13 protein-coding genes are annotated in these 21190 nt (G+C 49.4%); 2 read left to right on the top strand and 11 right to left on the bottom strand.

What is annotated here, in order from left to right:
- Positions 1-70: 70 nt before the first annotated feature.
- The 3 genes from HF638_RS02130 to garR form a co-directional block, all read right to left on the bottom strand.
- Positions 71-1429 (bottom strand): GntP family permease, encoded by a 1359-nt coding sequence (locus HF638_RS02130; RefSeq protein WP_169478662.1) that lies wholly within the window; start codon positions 1427-1429, stop codon positions 71-73.
- A 91-nt stretch (positions 1430-1520) separates the two neighbouring features.
- Positions 1521-2945 (bottom strand): four-carbon acid sugar kinase family protein, encoded by a 1425-nt coding sequence (locus HF638_RS02135; RefSeq protein WP_169478663.1) that lies wholly within the window; start codon positions 2943-2945, stop codon positions 1521-1523.
- 55 nt (positions 2946-3000) lie between these two features.
- A complete protein-coding gene (garR, locus tag HF638_RS02140) occupies positions 3001-3897 on the bottom strand; it encodes a 2-hydroxy-3-oxopropionate reductase (protein ID WP_169478664.1) in 897 nt (298 codons plus the stop codon).
- 200 nt (positions 3898-4097) lie between these two features.
- On the opposite strand from garR, the gene HF638_RS02145 reads away from it, so the two are divergent.
- Both HF638_RS02145 and HF638_RS02150 read left to right on the top strand, forming a co-directional pair.
- The gene (locus HF638_RS02145) at positions 4098-4718 is read left to right on the top strand and encodes a GntR family transcriptional regulator (protein WP_076330364.1); all 621 of its coding nucleotides are present in this window, start codon (positions 4098-4100) and stop codon (positions 4716-4718) included.
- Positions 4719-4889: 171 nt separating this feature from the next.
- The gene (locus HF638_RS02150; RefSeq protein ID WP_169478665.1) at positions 4890-6053 is read left to right on the top strand and encodes an oxalate decarboxylase family bicupin; all 1164 of its coding nucleotides are present in this window, start codon (positions 4890-4892) and stop codon (positions 6051-6053) included.
- A 126-nt stretch (positions 6054-6179) separates the two neighbouring features.
- Here the strand turns inward: HF638_RS02150 and HF638_RS02155 are convergent, their stop codons facing one another.
- From HF638_RS02155 to HF638_RS02190, 8 genes are all read right to left on the bottom strand, one after another.
- Positions 6180-6968 (bottom strand): class I SAM-dependent methyltransferase, encoded by a 789-nt coding sequence (locus tag HF638_RS02155; protein WP_169478666.1) that lies wholly within the window; start codon positions 6966-6968, stop codon positions 6180-6182.
- 199 nt (positions 6969-7167) lie between these two features.
- Positions 7168-9135: a PTS fructose transporter subunit IIABC gene (locus HF638_RS02160; protein WP_169478667.1), complete on the bottom strand. Its 1968-nt coding sequence runs from the start codon at positions 9133-9135 to the stop codon at positions 7168-7170.
- A 91-nt stretch (positions 9136-9226) separates the two neighbouring features.
- Entirely contained in the window at positions 9227-10138 is a 912-nt protein-coding gene (gene pfkB / locus HF638_RS02165) for a 1-phosphofructokinase (RefSeq protein ID WP_169478668.1), read from the bottom strand.
- A 2-nt stretch (positions 10139-10140) separates the two neighbouring features.
- Positions 10141-10887 (bottom strand): DeoR/GlpR family DNA-binding transcription regulator, encoded by a 747-nt coding sequence (locus tag HF638_RS02170; RefSeq protein ID WP_169478669.1) that lies wholly within the window; start codon positions 10885-10887, stop codon positions 10141-10143.
- 430 nt (positions 10888-11317) lie between these two features.
- Positions 11318-11803 (bottom strand): hypothetical protein, encoded by a 486-nt coding sequence (locus HF638_RS02175; RefSeq protein ID WP_169478670.1) that lies wholly within the window; start codon positions 11801-11803, stop codon positions 11318-11320.
- Positions 11804-11941: 138 nt separating this feature from the next.
- Entirely contained in the window at positions 11942-13369 is a 1428-nt protein-coding gene (locus tag HF638_RS02180) for an NAD(P)-binding domain-containing protein (protein WP_169478671.1), read from the bottom strand.
- A 339-nt stretch (positions 13370-13708) separates the two neighbouring features.
- A complete protein-coding gene (locus HF638_RS02185; protein WP_017689452.1) occupies positions 13709-13948 on the bottom strand; it encodes a DUF896 domain-containing protein in 240 nt (79 codons plus the stop codon).
- A 111-nt stretch (positions 13949-14059) separates the two neighbouring features.
- Positions 14060-21091 carry a beta strand repeat-containing protein gene (locus HF638_RS02190; RefSeq protein WP_169479126.1) on the bottom strand — a complete coding sequence of 2344 codons (7032 nt, stop codon included), beginning with the start codon at positions 21089-21091 and terminating at the stop codon, positions 14060-14062.
- Positions 21092-21190: the final 99 nt, after the last annotated feature.

A 21190-nucleotide genomic window follows, 5' to 3' on the forward strand; every position in this document is an offset into this window, starting at 1 on the left:
GTAAACATAACAAAAAACACGCCATAGCGGCGTGTTTTTAGGTTTATGGGCTTTATGGTTTTTTTCCTTGTTAGATAAAGACACTTAACAATAACACCATGCCGAAGGCGGCGAATCCCAGAATGGTCTCCATGACCGTCCATGTCTTCAGTGTCTGCGGCACAGACAGATTCAAATACTCTTTGACAATCCAGAACCCTGAATCATTCACATGGGACAGGATAATCGAACCCGCTCCCGTTGCGAGCACCAGCAACTCCGGACTTACCCCCGGCATCGTCATGGCGATTGGAGCCACAATACCCGCCGCTGTTGTCATCGCCACCGTAGCTGAACCTACCGCCGCACGAATCAAGCCAGCAATGACAAAGGCAAGTACGAGTGGCGACAGATGCGCACTTTGAGCAAACCCTGCGATCGCATCACCTACACCACTGGCAGTCAGAATACGGTTGAATCCTCCGCCTGCACCGATCAGCAAGATGATCGAAGCTACTGGACCCAGACAATCATTCGTATATTTCAATATCTGCTGTTTGCTGAAACCACGTGCATATCCAAAAGAATAGAAGGCAAAGAGCAGAGCCAGCAACAGCGCAATAATCGGACTACCAATGAAATCAACGACCTGACGGAATCCGTTTGTCTCTGGTAGAATCAGATCCACAATCGTAGCGAGCAACATCAGAATCACCGGAAGCAAGATCGTAAAGAGGGTGATGCCGAAACCAGGCAGTTCCCGATCTTTGGTCTCGGTGAACTGTTCCATCAACTCACTTGAAGTCTCGACTTTGATTCGCTTGGAAATCCATGTTCCATAGAGCGGACCTGCAATCACTGCGGCTGGAAGGGATACAATCAGAGCCAGGAATATCGTTTTACCAACATCAGCATTGAAGATTCCTACAGCGAGCATCGCCGCCGGATGAGGCGGGATCAGACTATGCACCACAGCAAGACCTGCGACAAGTGATAGTCCGATTTTGATCAGCGACGTCCCTGTATGCTTCGCAATAACAAATACCAGCGGGAAGAGTAGCACGATCCCAACCTGGATAAATACCGGAATACCACAGATCAGCGCAACAACCATCATCGCCCAGTGTACGTTCTTCTCACCGAAGACACGAACGAGTGTCTGGGCTATTCGTTCAGCCCCACCAGACTCGGCCATGAGTTTCCCGAGCATCGTTCCAAGTCCCAGAACAATCGCGATAAATCCGAGAACGCTTGCAACACCTTCCTGATAGGATTTCACGATATCTGTGAACGGCATACCCGAAATCAATCCCATAAAGATAGCGCCCACGATCAGGGCAACAAACGGGTTCATTTTAAATTTGGCAATCAACAGAATCAATCCAAGAATGGATATCAGTGCGTAGAGCAGCAGACTTGCATCATGACTAAGACCGAATACGGAATACATCCGAATAGCCTCCCCCAAGTTGTTATGTTGTGTCAGTACGCGGTATTACTCTGGTCCAAACGACCAGAACCCGCGCGCCTTCGTAATAAGCTTAAGCTTCGATCTTTTCAACTGTTTCCAGAAGGGCTTTTTCCCCGCCAACATTCCCCGGAAACACGATATAAGGGATACCACTGAATTTGGCTTCTTCCCCTGTCAACCATACCGGAATGCCCGCAGCCACTTGACCGAGCACCCTTGCTTTACGTATGGCCAGACCTTTTGTTGCCACATCACTGGATGTAATGCCACCTTTGGCAATAATGAACTTCGGTACGACTTCAAGGGATTGTACAATCTCGACCAAAGCTGACGATACCGTCTGACTGATCTTGAAATTGCCCTCATGTCCTTCTACGGTGATGAGCTTACGGCTGCTGTATACAACAACATTGTTCCCCTCCGCAAGCTGTCTGTTCGCTTCACCAATCACACGTCGAATTTCCTCCGTATATCCATCCGGCGTTAATACACGCTCCACATCGATCTCGAGACTTATGATGCCCGGAAACGTAAGCAGTTGTTCCAGTTGACGAGTCGTCTTCTGCACATAGGAACCAACAACAACGATTCCGCCATGTTGTTCCTGTCCGCTTGCGATCAGCTGTTCTTTCGGCAGAAATGCCTGATCCGAGATGCCTGCATACGATTTGACAAAGGAGGCCGCCGTCCGGAAAATAAAAGCTTTCCCCTCATCCTCTGCTTGCAGCAAAGCCAGAGAAAGTACATCCATGTCTGCATAAGAGAGCGCATTCACGATAATCGGTACATTGCCTTCGGCTTTTAGTAAAATCGCTTTGACCTCATCGACTCCTTGACGGATCTCCTCCAGTGAAATGGTAAGGCAGCGACTAGCCTGAATACGGCCTGAAGTCTTCTCCTCGACCCAGGATGGCAGATCTCCATGCTCATACCCGAATACTTTATCCTTGGCGAATTCCGTCTCATGAACTGGAATCAACTGTTCACCCTCGACCATATAATGCGTGTTGCCTATCGTAACTCGTCCCGCCTCGAAAAAGGCTGGAATAATCAGTTGTCCGTCATATGCACGTCCGCTGACACACGCCACTTCTTCGGCTAGTACATCCGTCTCGAGCGGATAATAACCACGTAGCATGGAGTCACTACGACTCACAAAGGTGAAACTCGTTCCGTCCTCTGCTGCAACCTCTTGCACATTGCGGGCAATCTCCCGATTAATACGTTCCGCTGTATTCGCATCCAACCCTCGTGTATTGGTCAAAATATAGAACAACGATTCAGAGGACCGAAACGCCTCCTGTAACAGTGGCTTGTCCCACTGCGTCAACACATCAATATCATGAACTGTCTGCACGCCAGTTGGGTCATCATCCAGCACGATAATTTTACGAGCCCTCGCATCCTGCAACCGTTTAATTTGTCCTCGCAATCCTTCAGAAGAGTTGTCCGTCCGAAGAGCTGCGGGAATATCCGATAACGTCTGATAGGTCATGTCTCTCCACCTCATATCTATATCTATTCAAATTCTTTTTTCTTTTTTTAATTTTTTATTGGACCCGATTCACTTCTACACCTGCGAGTTTCTCAAAATACTGAACGATTCCGCCATGGTCATCTGCGGCTTTCCCATCAATCTTCAGTGCATGGAAGATCTCCAGCAACTGACTGCTGAGCGGTAAAGGAACTCCGATATCATGTGCCGTTTCCAACACATTAGTCATGTCTTTGAGGTTAATATCAATCCGTCCCCCTGCGACAAAGTTACGATCCAGAATGAGTGGCACTTTTGCATCCAGCACCGCACTTCCAGCGAGCCCGCTGCGGATCGCCTGATACATCTTCTCTACATCAATGCCAGCCTTGGCTGCAAATACAAGCGCTTCGGACATGGCGGCAATATTCAGGTTCACGATAATCTGATTCGCCAGCTTGGCTGTTGCACCTGAGCCATTATCCCCCACTCGCGTTACATCCTGTCCGACCACTTGCAGAACCTCTTTCACAGATTCAAAAATCATTTCATTGCCACCCACCATGATAGCGAGTGTACCATCTATAGCTTTGGGTTCACCGCCACTTACGGGCGCATCCAGCATATACAAGCCTGATTTGGATACAAGTTGAGCCAGCTCTTTGGAAACGACCGGCGAGATCGAGCTCATATCGATAATGATACTTCCCGTATTCGCTCCTGCCAGCACACCTTGTTCGCCCGTTATAACGGTTCGGACATGTTCTGAATTGGGCAGCATCGTAAAGATGACATCACTATGCTCAGCCACCTCTTTCGGTGATGCTGCTCCTCGCGCTCCCAGATCAGCCAATGACATCACAGCCGTTTGATTAATATCGTATACGCTTACATCATATCCCGCCCGGATCAGGTTCAATGACATAGGACGTCCCATAATACCGAGTCCAATAAATCCAATTCGTTTCTTCATCTTGCAATCCCTCCAGCCTAAATTCTTCGCTTTTCACTCATGTAATCGTTATCATTGCTGTTCACATTGCTTAATGTACACAACATTTTAATTTTTGTATACAATTTTATTGTTTATGTATCCAAATATTTAAATTCGGTTTTTTATCCGGTTGTTTATTGGCTTCATTTTCGCTAAAGTAAAGATAGAGGTGAAATACAATGCAACCAAGTACGGACAAGTCCCGTCCAGCCTATCAGCAAGCCTATGAAGTGCTGCGGGACATGATTTTGCAAGGCACCCTTTCTCCGGGAACCAAACTTGTGGAAGAGAAGCTGGCGACCGATCTGAATGTCAGCCGGACCCCGATCCGAGAATCCATCCGCCGCCTGGAACAGGAAGGATTAGTCGTGAACAAACGGGTCGTCAAGCTAACCGAGACCGATCTAAGAAATACGTTTGAATTACGGAAGTTACTGGAGGGACATGCGGCTCAATCTGCTGCTGCCTTCTTATCCGCTCAGGAAGTAGCGGCTCTTGAGCATTGCGTTCAAGTGGGACATACCGGAAGCAAAGAAGAGATTATGGAAGCCAATAAAGAGTTTCACGAAATCATCATGCGCGCGAGTAATAATGCATTGATGATTGATCTGTTCGATAAAATGCAATCCGTCATTTATCTATTCCGTCAGACGGTTGTGTATTATCAGCGCCCCTTCCTCATTGAAGAGCATCATCAGATTTGCGAAGCGATCAAGGCACATGACGGTACTACTGCTGAACGATTGATGAAGGAACACCTTCAATCGGACTTGGAATTCTGCCTTCATCTGATTCGATAGCCGGAATCATGAATTGTTCGACTTTCTCACATACGTAAAAAGACGTGACCGCATGCGGTCACGTCTTTTTTGTCGTTTGTCCTTCATATTATCCAGGCCCTGATTCATAGGTGTAAACATAACGATACAATGTCGCGTGTGACATGCTACTGAATCTGGAGGGATCACTCAATGAGCAAAGGACAGCAAACCAACGAAAAACCTTTCATCATCCCGCAACCTATTCGCAGTGATGGCGCTGGAGGACCTGATCTGGGCCCCAGAGACGTCATGAGAGATATACAAAACCCTGATATGCTGGTGCCTCCAGCTACGGATAACGGGTTATTGCCCAATCTGAGAATGTCTTTTTCTGATACCCATATGCAATTGAACCATGGCGGATGGTCACGTGAAATCACCGTACGGGATCTCCCTGTTGCCACTACACTGGCTGGTGTGAACATGAGTCTGACGCCTGGTGGTGTACGGGAACTGCACTGGCATCAGCAATCCGAATGGGCCTATATGATCTGGGGAACGGCAAGAATCACCTCGGTAGATCAGAACGGACGTAATTTTATTGCCGATGTCGGGCCTGGGGATCTCTGGTTTTTCCCTAAAGGTCTGCCCCATTCCATTCAAGGACTGGAGGATGGTTGTGAATTTCTGCTCGTGTTTGATGACGGGTCCTTCTCCGATCTGAATACGTTATCCATATCCGATTGGTTTGCCCATACACCACCAGAGGTATTGTCTGTTAATTTTGGCGTGCCCGAATCCGCTTTTCAGTCGATGCCGAAGGAACAGGTCTATATTTTCCAAGATACCGTTCCGGGTTCCATTGAGAGCCAGGAAGTTCAGTCTCCATACGGCACCGTTCCTCTCACATTCAAACATCGATTGTTAGCCCAGGAACCGCTGATCACACCCGGCGGAAGCGTGCGGATTGTAGACTCCACTAACTTCCCCATTTCGACTACTGTTGCGGCAGCACTCGTTGAGATCCGACCTGGCGCCATGCGCGAACTGCACTGGCATCCCAATGCGGATGAATGGCAATACTATCTGACAGGACAGGGAAGAATGACCGTCTTCGGAGGCAATGGTATTGCTCGTACCTTTGATTATCGGGCTGGAGATGTCGGATATGTTCCCGTCGCAATGGGACACTATATACAGAATACTGGTACAGATACCTTATGGTTTTTGGAGATATTCCGAAGTGATCGCTTTGAGGATGTGTCACTGAATCAGTGGATGGCGTTAACCCCACGGGATCTGGTCCGCGACAATCTGAATGCACCGCCTGAGTTGCTCGATGCCTTGCGTAAAGTAAAATGGCCTGTCGTTTAATTCAGTATATAAGAAAATAAAACAAGCAGATCTACCTATTCAAGGTATTCTGCTTGTTTTATTTTTATTGGTATACAACCTTTTACTCATGCATAACTGCTTTGCTAAACAGTTTGTCTTGCCTTATCAGATATGCGTAGGTTTAATCGCCTGAATATACACACTTTCTCCTTGGAAGCTGACGAGCTTCCCGTGTTCTGTCACTTCAAAGTTAAAAAATTTTCGGATGATGGAAGGTGCACTCAACATGCTTGCTTCAAGTTCCTCCCTCTCCTGCTCGGGCAGTGCTGCACGGTTACACCACTCTTCAAACTTAAAGCGTTTCTGGAAGGAAAGCATCGTTTCCGTTCGGAATCCGGCATACTCCAGCATGTGAATCCACTCCGTCTTGCGCCATGCCCGAACATGGCTTGCATCTCGGCACTTCTCCACTTCATTGTAAAACTGGTCATTTTCGTCGCGTTCAGGTGCCACGTTGTCAATCAACAACAACCTGCCACCAGGCTTCATGACTCGTAGTGCCTCATTGATAAACGAAGAAACGTCCGGAAAATGGTGAGCAGCGATTCGGCAGGTCACAAGGTCAAAGACATCATCATCGAATGGTAGCTTCTCTGCATCTCCGGCAACAAAATCTACATTATCGCGTCCATTCCCCTGGATAAATTGTTCAGCCACCTGTAGCATTTCCTCCGTTAGATCGAGGGCTGTCACCCGCTGAACAAGTGGAGCCAATGCATTAGCGACATGCCCTCCTCCAGTGGCGATATCCAGCACGTTCATATCCGGAGTGGCTTGAGATGAAGCCACGAGCAACGCGAGATCCTCACCTTTGGCATGCCCCGAACTCGTCACGTATTTACCTGCATTTTTCGCAAACTGCTTCTGCACCTGACTTTTAATTACATCAGACATTCCAATTCCTCCTGCATAAGTTTCATTAGACGAAACATAGTTTCAAAATATAATTATATTTATTTTACCATAGATGAATGTAAAAGCTAAATAAGCATTTTACACAAATCCGGAGGCAACTTTCCACTACCTAACCAAAAAGCTGAAATAAAAAACATCCCCCAAGTGAATTTCACCTAGGAGATGTTTCTTATATTTGTTACTTCACAAGCGTTGGTGACTTCTTCCACAGTCCCAGAATCAGACCGGAGATCACAGAACCAATCGCAACAGCGAGCAGGAACAATAATGCGTGGTTCGCCAGTGCTGCAACAAAAATCCCGCCATGCGGAGCTGGTACATTAATGTGCCACAGTTGTGTCAATCCGCCAGCAACAGCGGAACCCAGAATACAAGAAGTCAATACACGCAATGGATCAGCCGCAGCAAATGGAATTGCACCTTCTGTAATGAAGGAGAATCCAAGTACATAGTTAGTCAAACCTGATTTGCGTTCTTGCTCTGTAAATTTGGATTTGAAGAATGTTGTTGCAAGTGCAATCGCCAGAGGAGGCACCATACCGCCTGCCATAACCGCTGCCATCCATGCACCGTCTGTGTTACCACTGGATGTGAATACCCCAATAGCGAATGTGTAAGCCGCTTTGTTGAACGGTCCACCCATATCGATAGACATCATGCCGCCAAGCAGCAAGCCCAGCAATACCGCATTACCTGTACCCAGATTACCAAGTGCATCTACAAGCCATGTGTTCAGGGAACCAAAGATTGGATCAAAGACATAGAAACTGATTGCACCCACGATCAGCAAGCCGAATACCGGATACAGCAAGATTGGTTTCAAGCCGTCAATCGCTTTTGGCAAACCTTTGAACAGCTTACGGAGTCCAATAACTACATAACCCGCCAGGAAACCGGCTGCCAAACCACCAAGGAAACCAGCGTTCGAGTTAACCGCCATCAATCCACCAACCATACCAGGCATCAGGGCCGGACGATCACCAATACTCATCGCGATAAATCCGGCAAGGACCGGAATCAGGAAGTGGAATGCACCTGTTCCGCCACCGATCGTTTGAAGCAACTGGAAGAGGGGATTATCCTCGCCCGCAAGCTGTTCGATCAGGAACGAAATAGCCAGGAGGATTCCTCCACCTACGACAAACGGAAGCATATGTGAAATCCCGTTCATTAGATCTTTATAGATTTTGCTACCTACACTGATCTTGCCAGCGCTTGCGCCCTCTTCCTTGGCATTTCCGCCCTGACTACGATAGATCGGTGCATCGCCGTTAACAGCCTTGCGAATCAGCTCTTCGGATTTACGGATTCCATCGCTCACCGGTCTTTGCAATACCGGTTTGCCATCGAAACGTGCCATCTCCACATTTTTGTCTGCAGCAACGATAACCCCTTTGGCACGGGCAATTTCATCAGCCGTCAAAACATTTTGTGCTCCTTCGGAGCCGTTCGTCTCTACGCGAATATTGATGCCCATTTCCTGAGCTTTCTTTTTAAGTGCGTCTTCAGCCATAAATGTATGAGCTATCCCTGTTGGACAGGCTGTAACCGCAACAACAAAATCTTCCGAATTGGCATTACCTACAATCACACCAGAAGTATTCTGTTGCTGACCAGTAGTAGTAGCGGATGCCGCATTCGCTGCTTTTTCAGCTTTTGCTTTCTCTTTGGCTGCTTCCTTCTCAGCTGCTTCCGCCTGTTTGGCATCAAACAATGCACTAACTTCCGCAGGTGTATCTGTACTCATCAATTGTGAGATGAAATCGCTATCAATCAACAACCTGGAAAGAGCTGCAAGCGTACGCAGATGGGTATTACCTGCGCCTTCTGGTGCCGCAATCATGAAGAACACATGAGCTGGCTGATCATCCAACGCTTCAAAATCAAGCCCTTTTCTACTCTTGGCAAATACAACTGTTGGTTCGTTCACCGCTGTTGTTTTGGCATGTGGCATCGCAATTCCGCCACCGATCCCCGTGCTGGATTCAGCTTCTCTTTTATAGATCATTTCCTTGAACAGAACAGGATCATTAATACGTCCGCTTCGGTTCAGGCTTGCAATTAGTTCATCAATAGCCTCAGCTTTGGTTGTGGCTTGCAGGTCCATGATCATCGTTTCCTGGATCATCAAGTCTGTTATTCTCATCTTGGTACACTCCCTTAAGTTCTATCGGCCTGCAATGTGCAGGCCTCACTACATTACAATTACAATGAAAACCTTTTATATGACCGTTAGACTAGATCGTCGTAATGGTTACTTGATTGCGCAGTTCATCAATCCATTCACGTGTTGCCAGATCATCCGAGAACGCAGTTGCGCTTCCAGATGCAACCCCTGTGCGGAAAGCTTCCAATAGATCTCCACTCTGTACGAAGGTACCTACGAATCCGCCAATCATGGAGTCTCCGGCACCAACGGAGTTTTTCACAGTGCCTTTTGGCACGTTCGCATGATGAACTTCCGCTTTGGTAATGAATAGTGCACCTTCGCCTGCCATGGAGATCAACACATGTTTGGCACCGGCTTCAAGCAACTTACGCCCATATAACACCAGTTCCTCGCGAGTCTCAATGGTTACTCCGAACAGTTCAGCCAGTTCATGATGATTCGGCTTCACCAGCAATGGTTCATGTACAAGAGCTTCCATTAGTGCAGGTCCAGTTGTGTCAATTACGAATTCGGCACCCGTTTGCTTGCAGACTTTAATGAGACGATCATAGAAATCCGTTCCAAGTGACGGTGGCACGCTTCCGGAGAGAATGACAATATCTCCTTTTTGCAATGAAGACAATTTGTGTAGCAACTGCTCCGCCTCTTCTGCACTGATTGCAGGTCCAAGACCATTAATCTCTGTCTCTTCTCCATGCTTCAGCTTAATGTTAATGCGAGTATCGTCCGCAATCGTGACAAAGTCTGTCCGGATGTTATCTTCTTGCAACTTGTCATTAATGAAACGTCCGGTGAATCCACCAAGGAAACCAATGGCGGTGTTATCTGCTCCAAGTTGATTCAGTATGCGAGAAACATTAATGCCTTTGCCGCCCGGGAGCTTCAAATCCCGATTCATTCGATTCAATCCGCCAAGCTTCAGCTCATCCACTTCCACAATGTAATCAATGGACGGGTTTAGTGTTATCGTATATATCATCGTTATCCCTCAATTATTTTAGTTTTCTGGGCGATTCCAGGCCGCCAGTGTTCTGGCATCTGCTCGGTAATCAAATCGGCCTCCTCCAAATCAAACAATTTGGCAAAAGTAATTTCCCCTATTTTGCTGGAATCAGCCAGCACATAAGATTTTCCCGACAATTGATGTGCACGCCTTTTAATCAAGGCTTCCTCTGGATCAGGTGTTGTATACCCCATTTCGGGGTCCACTCCATTGCTCCCAAGAAAACATTTATCAAAACGGAAGTTATCCATGTTCTGTAATGCAATACTGCCGATGACTGCTTTCGTATGAATTTTCATCATACCTCCGAGCAAGTAACTGCGAATACGCTTGCTTACCAATGCCTCAACATGTGAAAGTCCGTTGGTAACCACCGTTACGTCTTTAGCTTCAATAAAAGGAATCATGGCTAACGTTGTCGTTCCTGCATCCAGATAGATGCATTCGCTATTTTCGATCTCTTGTGCAGCCAAACGGGCAATCGTTGTTTTCTGTTGAATGTTTTTGAACGTTTTTTCTTCCATGCCCGGTTCTAGCGTTTTTTCATTCACCAGTGCGGCACCGCCGTGGATGCGTTTGAGCATCTGACGACTCTCCAGATCAATCAAATCACGTCTAATCGTTGATTCAGAAGCACCTAGTACATCAACAAGCTCTTGTAACTTCACAATTCCCTGTAAATGTAAGCGCTCTATAATTGCAGCATATCGTTCTTCAGTCAGCATCTTCATTCCTCCAACTGCTTCTATAGTATCATAAATCCCTCAAAAAACAACCACTTTCATTCAAAATAATTTAAAAACCTTCAAAAACCCGCATCTTTCGACTTATTTTTTTGTCCAATTGTCCCTTCCGCACTCCTGAACACGCATCTGATAATCTAGTCCCTATTTTATCCAAGGTGGTGACCTGATGACAGATCGTCCACACAAACGGCGAAAACCCTGTGCCCTGCATCAGAAAAAGAAAGATTCCTCTCCTCGCTTTGGATGGATCTCCTCCAACTGGAGTGGCTACGCTCGAACGAAGTTACTTACTTCATGTTCTTAAAGTTGGGATTCCGTGCCCTTCATATCTCCATTAAAAATCCTGCAGCCTCCAGCGCTTGATGCGCGGCGTTGCAGGATTTTGCTTTTCATCGGAAATGTACGGCGTTTATGACTCTACAACCATTGTATCCGGTTTGGGTTTAAGCCATTTGCCATCTTCATTAATAAAAGCACCCTTGAAGCGGCCCATCTCCAATTGTTCAATTAGCCTCTCCTGGTCCATGACCAAAATCTCAGCGAGCTGCCCCGAGGTGTAATAATGAGCCGGATTGTAATCGAGCAGCACAGGAACCGACGTATCATATAGTTCTTTGATCAGATTCTCAAAGGAATGCCTACCCAGGTTCTCCATGTCTCTATAAAAATGCAAATGTTGGGACACCATATTACGGAAAGATTTATTCTCCAGATGCATCCACAACGTATTGCAAGCCTGAACACTCATATGATTTTGTTCCACATCGTAAAACTGAACTTCTTCAATCTTCATGTATTTCTCTTGAAATGCAACGATCTTAATCAAAGGTACATTTCGTTTACGCGACACTTTCTTCAAATGGGCTCTAAATTGCTCATAGTTCATTTCATTCATCTATTATCCCTGCCTTTAACATGTTCCAACCGACATTTTACAACAAATTAAAGACAAGTGTAACCTTCATCATATAAAAAACAAAAAAACGTGCAGCATCAGATGCCACACGTTCACAATATTATAGAGTGCATGTACTCAGCCAAGGGCACCACTTTTCACCCACGTAGCCGTAAATTCCTGTTCTTCATAAGCATAGAATTGTTGCAAAATAACCTCCCGATCATCGAGGAACAACTGATCCGCTATTGCAGAGACCAGCTTCGGAACTGCACTCTTGGTCCCCGATATTGCCGATGCGGACAGACCACAGCTGGCTAGTGCAGAGTAATTGAATACAAACAATCCATGCAACTGCTCCTCACCCTGCTCACTTCTGCTGGTCAGCGCAAACCCCGAACTTAGGTATGGATGTGCATCCAGCAAGGCATTGCGATGCTCTGCTGGAGCCTGATAACAGTCCTCCCAACGCGCGATATGCGACTCTATAAGTCTGAGTTCAGGCCGAAGTGCCGGATCACTAAGCAGACCTGTGCTAATAATCAGAAAATCAAACGTAAACGCTCCCTGGGCCGTATGCACAATCGCGCCTTGGTTCGTTGCTTCTACACTCAGCCAGGGCGAGTTCAAATGCAGTTCGAATCCAGGCCAGGCTGCCGCACGATTAAACGTATCGTTGGTAGGCGGTTGATTGAATTTGAAGAAATGAGAGATCACTTCATATTTATCAGCAACCGGAAGAGCGTGGTATCGCTCGATCATTCCAGATTGTTCCATCTGACGAATAGGATTAACACTAGGCAGCTGTTCGCGCCGGACAAATACATGAGCTTCCGCCACACCGGTGGCAAGCGCATAACTGGCATTATCAAAAGCAGAAGCGCCGCCGCCAAGCACAGCAACCCGTTTACCTTTTAGTCGTTCAAAATCAATCGCTTCAGACGTGTGGGCATACAGCTCCCGAGGTAATCTATCGGCAATCATGGAAGGTACATGCCACTCTCCGCCCCCTTGTATTCCCGTAGCAAACACTACTTTACGAGCAAGTATGACATCCATCTGAGTTCCTGCCTTGCTCACATGAAGTCGATGTATACCGTCCTCTGTTGGCTCAACCAGTGTCAATTTCACCTCATTAAGCACAGGCAGATTCAATATTTCCCGATACCAGCGCAAATAATTCATCCAGTCTCCACGCGGGATCTTGTCTACTTCTTCCCAACCTTCGGGCCCTACCTGTGCTTCACACCATGAGCGAAAGGTTAACGAGGGGATACCCAGATCGATGGAAGTCAGATGCTTGGGTGTACGCAAAGTAACCATTCGCGCATAAGTCTCCCAAGGTCCTTCAAGCCCCGATGTATTCTCGTCAATGACCACAATATTGGAGATCCGTTCACGAAGAAGCCCAAATGCCGCCCCTAATCCACTCTGGCCTCCACCCACAATGACGACATCATAGACATGACCATCCGCATGTTCTCTTGGACGTACCCAGTTCGCGCCACCAAATGACAAATAATCCAGATCAGTCTTCACACGTTCATTCAAAGCTTCCAGGCTCATGATTGATCAACCCTTTCGAGATACATATATGAACTATTCTTTCTTGATTATTTGTGATGTGAGTTTATTGTCAGTTATATCGGAAAAATTATGATTCCACCTTGTATTTCTGAAATATATTAGCGTTATTATATGAGTTATCGGGGATGAATTGAAGTTCGCGGCAGCTTTATTGTCATCAAAACTAAAAATATCTAACATGCTTGTTAATCTGCACGAAATACCTAACGGGACGGTGCCTTCGCCCTCTTGTGCGCTTCCTTCTAGACGGGTGCTTTTGCAGAAAATGAAAAAAAGACAGACCAAGATGTAACCTTGGTCTGTCTTATTAGAGGAATGCTATTGGCCGGCTTGTTCACGGCGCTGCAATTTTTCATTGGTTAATTTCTCAGGGGTCACATCATGACCCAGCGGGTCCACAACGGATACTGCCAGCATGGTTGTCAGCACCTGACCTCGAATAGCCTGTAAATATTGTTTTCTAAGCTCCTGCTGCTCGCTTTGTTCTGCTTTTGTCAAGCCGACGCTGCTGCGTTGTTTTCGACTTAATTCATTAATGCGTCCCAAAATAGGAATCATGCAATCCACCTCACTTGTTAGTCCAATTTCCGAAAGATATTTCGAATATCTTCAAACTAACTTATTACAACTTCACGAATTTGTCCATAGGTGCAATCCGTTAAGAAGTTTTTAGGTGATCTCATGCACAGACCACACAATGCCATTCGTAGCACCACTGCCCAGGTTCAAGGTGAGCGTCAACCCGTTTGCAGCATAGAACAGTCCAATCACATCTCCCGCATTCAATGCCACTTCTACCGCCAAAGTAACTGCACCGCTTCCCAGTACTGCCCTCAGTGTTAGTAGTGTAATCGCCACATTTAGTACAGGCAATAAACCACTAACTAGCGTTGTAACTGTCGGTGATGTCCTCTGTACAAGAAAGGCAGGGTTAACCCCAGCACCCAGTGATAGGGCAAGCGCTGCGGTCGTTGCATAATTGATCGTGGCCACAATGGAATATCTTCCTGTTACCGGGACGGTATAATTTCCTGTGGTTGCATTGAAGTTGGCATTACCGTAATAAGGAGCCGTAGTCGTCCAGTTGGTTAATTGTGCGCTCGTTGCTGTCGAAAGGGTAGCCAGGAAGGCCGAGAACCCTTGTGTTGCAAAGTTGGGCCCGGTTGGGCCCGTGGCTCCTGTCAGCCCCGTTGCCCCAGTCGCACCTGTAGTTCCTGTTATGCCTGTTGCTCCAGTGGCTCCCGTAGCTCCAGTTGCACTAGTTACACCAGTTATACCGGTAGCTCCTGTAAGTCCATTAGCACCAGTTGGTCCAGTCGGGCCGGTTGGACCTGTGATGCCTGTGATGCCTGTAACCCCAGTAGTTCCGGCAACCCCAGTGACCCCAGTTGCACCTGTAGAACCAGTAGCTCCCGTAATGCCTGCTGTTCCGGTTGTTCCTGTAACTCCTGTTGTGCCGGTGCTTCCGGTGGTGCCTGTTACGCCTGTAGTTCCTGTTGTCCCAGTTACACCCGTTAGTCCTGTTGCTCCGGTCGCGCCAGTTATACCTGTAACTCCTGTTGAACCATTACTTCCGGTGGCTCCTGTTACACCTGTGAGCCCTGTAGTTCCTGTAGTTCCTGTTGGACCTGTTGGACCTGTTGGACCTGTTGAGCCTGTGGCTCCTGTAAGTCCGTTAATGCCTGTAACTCCCGTTATACCGGTACTTCCTGTAGCCCCAGTTGCTCCGGTCGCGCCAGCAATACCCGTGGTTCCGGTAATACCAGTTGAGCCCGTAACCCCGGTTGGGCCAGTCGGACCTGTAATTCCTGAAGTACCAGTACTTCCAGTAGCTCCGGTCACACCCGTAGTACCGGTGACTCCCGTTACTCCAGTCGTACCCGTTGTACCTGTCGTGCCGGTTATGCCAGTAACTCCCGTTGTACCTGTAGTTCCTGTTGTGCCTGTGGCTCCTGTAGTTCCACTTATACCAGTAATTCCTGTGGTTCCAGTCGCACCGGTCGGGCCGGTAACGCCTGTTGCACCCGTCTCTCCTGTAATGCCCGTGGTTCCTGTTGCTCCAGCTAATCCCGTAACACCAGTTGGACCAGTGATTCCTGTTAGACCTGTTTCCCCTGTGATGCCAGTTGTGCCCGTTACGCCAGTAGCTCCGGCTGTTCCAGTGCTTCCTGCTGCTCCAGTCACACCTGTAATACCCGTAGTTCCGGTTATGCCGGTAACTCCCGTAGTACCCGTGACCCCAGTGGCTCCAGTAGCTCCTGTTGTACCGGTAACACCAGTTAAGCCAGTCGTACCGGTAGCGCCTGTTACACCCGTCTCTCCAGTAGCTCCAGTCACGCCAGCAACTCCCGTGGTTCCCGTGGCTCCGGTCGCACCTGTAGTACCCGTAACACCAGTTAAGCCAGTCGTGCCGGTTATGCCAGTGGCTCCGGTTGGTCCCGTTACACCTGTTGTACCGGTAGCGCCGGTGGGTCCCGTCACACCAGTCGTACCTGTGACCCCTGTTAGACCCGTTTCCCCTGTGACACCAGTGGCTCCGGTCGCACCCGTTGGTCCTGCCGTGCCGGTTATGCCAGTGGCACCAGTTGGTCCCGTTACACCTGTCGTACCGGTAGCGCCTGTTACACCTGTCTCACCAGTTTGGCCAGTTGTGCCGGTGGCGCCTGTAATTCCAGTAGCTCCAGTCACACCCGTAATGCCAGTTAGTCCGGTCGTGCCGGTTATTCCTGTTTCACCAGAAATACCCGTTGGACCGGTTGCCCCTGTAACACCTGTAAATCCAGTTACCCCAGTAATTCCAGTAGCACCAGTCGTTCCTGTACTAGCTGTCGCACCCGTGATGCCGGTAACTCCGGTGGGACCCGTACTTCCTGTTACTCCGGTCTCTCCAGTGATACCTGTAAATCCGGTTAGGCCAGTAATCCCAGTAGCACCAGTCAGTCCAGTCGCACCTGTGATCCCAGTTAGACCCGTCTCCCCAGTGAATCCAGTAAGTCCAGTTACTCCCGTAACTCCAGTAACTCCGGTTGATCCTGTCACACCAGTTTGACCAGTAATTCCAGTAGCACCAGTCGGCCCGGTTACGCCAGTTATTCCTGTGGAACCCGTACTCCCCGTTGCTCCTGTAACCCCAGTGAATCCAGTTACTCCCGTCTCACCAGTTTGGCCAGTAGTGCCGGTGACACCTGTAATTCCAGTAGCTCCAGTCACACCCGTTATGCCAGTTACGCCGGTCGTGCCGGTTGGTCCTGTTTCACCAGTAATACCCGTCGGACCAGTTGCTCCTGTAGCACCTGTAAATCCAGTTACGCCAGTAATGCCAGTCGCACCGGTTGGTCCCGTTACACCTGTCGTACCGGTAGCGCCTGTTACACCCGTCTCTCCTGTACTGCCAGTGGTTCCTGTTGCTCCAGTAGTCCCGGTGGGTCCCGTCTCACCAGTCGTACCTGTAACCCCTGTTAGACCCGCTTCTCCAGTGGCACCAGTTGCTCCCGTCGTGCCGGTAAATCCGGTATTACCTGTAAGCCCAGTAAGTCCAGTTACTCCCGTCTCACCAGTTTGGCCAGTTGTGCCGGTGGCGCCTGTAATTCCAGTAGCTCCAGTCACACCCGTAATGCCAGTTACGCCGGTCGTGCCGGTTGGTCCTGTTTCACCAGTAATACCCATTGGACCGGTTGCCCCTGTAACACCTGTAAATCCAGTTACCCCAGTAATTCCAGTAGCACCAGTCGGTCCAGTCGCACCTGTGATCCCGGTTAGACCCGTCTCCCCAGTGAATCCAGTAAGTCCAGGTACTCCCGTAACTCCAGTAACTCCGGTTGATCCTGTCACACCAGTTTGACCAGTGACTCCTGTTAGACCCGTCTCACCAGTTTGGCCAGTAATTCCAGTAGCACCAGTCGGCCCGGTTACGCCAGTTATTCCTGTGGAACCCGTACTCCCCGTTGCTCCTGTAAATCCAGTCATACCTGTGACTCCGGTTATGCCAGTTGTGCCAGTGGAACCGGTTGGTCCTGTTACACCTGTCGTACCTGTAACGCCTGTTACACCCGTCTCGCCTGTGATTCCCGTGGTTCCTGTACTTCCTGTTGCTCCAGTTAATCCCGTAATACCAGTTGGACCAGTAATTCCTGTTAGACCTGTTTCCCCCGTAATGCCAGTTGTACCCGTTACGCCAGTAACTCCGGTGGGTCCCGTGCTTCCTGTTGCTCCAGTCGTACCCGTGAGCCCAGTTATACCCATTTCCCCTGTGACACCAGTGGCTCCGGTCGCACCTGTTGCACCCGTAACACCAGTTGGTCCTGCCGTGCCGGTTATGCCAGTGGCACCGGTTGATCCCGTCGTGCCGGTAAATCCTGTAGTACCTGTAACCCCAGTGAATCCAGTTACTCCCGTCTCACCAGTTTGACCAGTAGTACCGGTGGCGCCTGTTTCACCAGAAATACCCGTTGGACCGGTTGCCCCTGTAGCACCTGTAAATCCAGTTACGCCAGTAATACCAGTAGCACCAGTCGGTCCGGTAATGCCCGTAGTTCCCGTAACACCAGTCAGTCCAGTTGCACCTGTGATCCCGGTGAGACCCGTCTCCCCAGTGAATCCAGTAAGTCCAGTGACTCCCGTAACACCAGTTGGGCCAGTAGTACCGGTGGGGCCTGTTTCCCCTGTGACACCAGTTACGCCAGTAACGCCGGTTGTACCCGTGCTTCCTGTTGCTCCAGTCGTACCGGTGACTCCTGTTGTGCCGGTGGGTCCTGTTAACCCTGTATCACCAGTAATTCCAGTAAATCCAGTCACACCTGTGTTGCCCGTAACTCCAGTAACTCCAGTAACTCCCGTAGATCCGGTCGCACCAGTCGTTCCGGTAATCCCTGTTAGACCTGTTTCCCCTGTGGCTCCAGTCGCGCCAGTTATACCGGTCGTCCCAGTTACGCCAGTAATTCCTGTGATACCTGTCGTACCGGTTGGTCCTGTTTCGCCAGTGACTCCGGTTGTGCCTGTGACCCCGATGGGTCCCGTTAGACCAGTCGTTCCGGTAACTCCTGTTTCACCAGTACTTCCTGTAGCACCGGTCACGCCTGTGATGCCCGTGGGTCCTGTTACTCCAGTTAATCCTGTAACACCAGTTGGGCCAATAGTTCCTGTTAGACCCGTTTCCCCTGTGACACCAGTTACGCCAGTTGTGCCGGTCGGTCCTGTTGCGCCGGTGACCCCGGTTGCCCCTGTTTCTCCAGTTGAACCAGTAGCTCCGGTGGGCCCCGTAATGCCCGTTGTACCCGTATTTCCCGTCGCTCCTGTAGTTCCAGTTCCTGTAGCACCTGTACTTCCAGTAGCTCCGGTCACACCAGTGATTCCCGTAACGCCAGTCAATCCTGTTGCTCCTGTTTCGCCAGTGACTCCGGTTGTGCCGGTTACACCGATGGGTCCCGTTAGACCAGTATTTCCTGTCGCTCCGGTGAATCCTGTCACACCAGTCGTGCCTGTGGCACCTGTTAGACCCGTTTCTCCAGTGGCTCCGGTCGCACCTGTACTGCCCGTAAATCCAGTAATTCCTGAAACACCAGTATTTCCAGTCGCTCCCGTCTCACCAGTTAATCCAGTTGCCCCCGTAGTGCCTGTTATTCCAGAAGTACCCGTGCTTCCTGTAACCCCAGTCTCACCCGTAATACCTGTTAGACCCGTCTCTCCAGTGACACCAGTAGCTCCTGTCGCACCTGTGATTCCAGTTACTCCGGCTGTTCCCGTGGTGCCTGTAGTTCCAGTTGTGCCGGTGATGCCAGTAATCCCTGTGGTACCTGTTTCTCCAGTAGATCCATTCAAACCTGTCTCTCCGGTTGGGCCGGTCGTTCCTGTAATACCAGTTTCGCCTAAAGCCCCGGTCAGTCCCGTCACTCCTGTCGTGCCGGTGATTCCAGTTGGACCCGTCTCTCCAGTGGCACCAGTTGCCCCGGTAGCTCCAGTTATTCCTGTAGTACCCGTATTTCCCGTTATTCCTGAAACCCCTGTAGGCCCTGACACACCAGTTGTGCCAGTGGCACCAGCTGCTCCAGTAACACCTGTAAATCCAGCGATACCTGTACTTCCCGTGGTTCCAGTGGTTCCAGTCGTACCTGTTACTCCCGTTTCCCCAATGACACCAGTGGCTCCGGTCGCACCAGTAAATCCAGTCGTTCCTGTGACCCCTGTTAGACCCGCATCTCCAGTGGCACCAGTTGCTCCGATTGCACCTGTACTGCCGGTAAACCCAGTAATACCTGTCGTACCGGTTGCTCCACTCATTCCTGTTGTACCCGCAATTCCAGTAGCTCCAGTGATACCTGTGGTTCCTGTTTCCCCGGTGGCTCCTGTCACACCAGTCGTACCTGTGATTCCTGTTAGACCCGTCTCCCCTGTAATACCGGTCGCACCTGTAGTACCTGTAACACCAGTAACTCCCGTGGTTCCAGTTAGACCGGTTACCCCTGTAACACCTGTGAATCCAGTTATCCCAGTAGTACCAGTCAGTCCGGTGACACCAGATGTTCCGGTCACACCCGTAGTTCCTGTAAATCCAGTAATACCTGCTGTGCCAGTGCTTCCTGTTTCGCCAGTAATACCAGTCGCGCCTGTATTCCCTGAAGTACCAGTACTTCCAGTAGCTCCCGTCACACCAGTGATACCTGTAACGCCAGTTGCGCCTATCGATCCTGTTTCGCCGGTGGCTCCTGTCACGCCAGTTATGCCGTTGGCTCCGGTTACACCTGTTAGACCCGTTTCCCCTGTGACACCAGTTGTGCCGGTTACGCCAATAACTCCGGTTGTACCTGTGCTTCCTGTTGCTCCAGTCGTACCTGTGACTCCGGTTGTTCCCGTAACGCCGGTGACTCCGGTTGTGCCAGTGGGTCCTGTTAACCCTGTATCACCAGTAATTCCGGTCGCCCCAGTCGTTCCTGTAATTCCTGTTAGACCTGTTTCCCCAGTGGCTCCAGTCGCTCCTGTTATACCTGTCGTCCCAGTTACGCCAGTAATTCCTGTGGTACCCGTACTTCCTGTTACTCCTGTTACCCCAATCGGTCCTGACACACCAGTCGCCCCGGTTGGTCCCATTACACCTGTCGTACCTGTTACGCCTGTTACGCCTGTTACACCCGTCTCACCAGTGGCGCCAGTCAGTCCAGTGATGCCTGTTGTTCCAGTAGAACCAGTGACTCCCGTACTTCCCGTTTCCCCAGTACTTCCCGTTATACCTGTTAATCCAGTAATACCGGTTATACCAGTCGGTCCAGTTAGTCCCATCACACCAATCCCAGTTGGACCAGTTGCTCCAGTGAATCCGGTAGTTCCAGTCACACCTGTGGTGCCCATCAGTCCGGTAACTCCAATGGAACCTGTGACCCCAGTTATTCCGGTGCTTCCCGTAATTCCAGTTGAACCCGTAGCTCCAGTTACTCCAGTCCGTCCTGTTAAACCGATTGCTCCCCTTTTGCCTGGATACCCAGGGTCTCCGGTTAACCCGGTAGCTCCAGTTGCCCCGGTGTATCCTCTCTTTCCCAGATAACCCCGTGGGCCGCGAAGGAAAGGAATCCTGTGGCTTTTCTTTTTTTTGCACGAACGTATGTTTTTCTTACAAGACTTACTCTGCTTTGGGATAGAGTGCTTTTTTGATTTTTTTGCTTTCCGTTTAACTGTGCTGATTGAGGAAATTTTGCGTTTCTTTTTGGACATACTGCTCACAAGAAAATCCCCCCTCCTTGTACACCACGTCAAATCTCCGCATTTTACAATAGTACACTCTATGCCCGGGACTAGCTTTGTGCGCCCCCT

The sequence above is a fragment of the Paenibacillus sp. SZ31 genome, assembly GCF_012912005.1.
GTDB lineage: Bacteria > Bacillota > Bacilli > Paenibacillales > Paenibacillaceae > Paenibacillus.

Coding starts and splice junctions, on each gene's coding strand:
- HF638_RS02130 (WP_169478662.1), bottom strand. CDS start 1,429: ATGTATTCCGTATTCGGTCTTAGTCATGATGCAAGTCTGCTGCTCTAC.
- HF638_RS02135 (WP_169478663.1), bottom strand. CDS start 2,945: ATGACCTATCAGACGTTATCGGATATTCCCGCAGCTCTTCGGACGGAC.
- garR (WP_169478664.1), bottom strand. CDS start 3,897: ATGAAGAAACGAATTGGATTTATTGGACTCGGTATTATGGGACGTCCT.
- HF638_RS02145 (WP_076330364.1), top strand. CDS start 4,098: ATGCAACCAAGTACGGACAAGTCCCGTCCAGCCTATCAGCAAGCCTAT.
- HF638_RS02150 (WP_169478665.1), top strand. CDS start 4,890: ATGAGCAAAGGACAGCAAACCAACGAAAAACCTTTCATCATCCCGCAA.
- HF638_RS02155 (WP_169478666.1), bottom strand. CDS start 6,968: ATGTCTGATGTAATTAAAAGTCAGGTGCAGAAGCAGTTTGCGAAAAAT.
- HF638_RS02160 (WP_169478667.1), bottom strand. CDS start 9,135: ATGAGAATAACAGACTTGATGATCCAGGAAACGATGATCATGGACCTG.
- pfkB (WP_169478668.1), bottom strand. CDS start 10,138: ATGATATATACGATAACACTAAACCCGTCCATTGATTACATTGTGGAA.
- HF638_RS02170 (WP_169478669.1), bottom strand. CDS start 10,887: ATGCTGACTGAAGAACGATATGCTGCAATTATAGAGCGCTTACATTTA.
- HF638_RS02175 (WP_169478670.1), bottom strand. CDS start 11,803: ATGAATGAAATGAACTATGAGCAATTTAGAGCCCATTTGAAGAAAGTG.
- HF638_RS02180 (WP_169478671.1), bottom strand. CDS start 13,369: ATGAGCCTGGAAGCTTTGAATGAACGTGTGAAGACTGATCTGGATTAT.
- HF638_RS02185 (WP_017689452.1), bottom strand. CDS start 13,948: ATGATTCCTATTTTGGGACGCATTAATGAATTAAGTCGAAAACAACGC.
- HF638_RS02190 (WP_169479126.1), bottom strand. CDS start 21,091: ATGTCCAAAAAGAAACGCAAAATTTCCTCAATCAGCACAGTTAAACGG.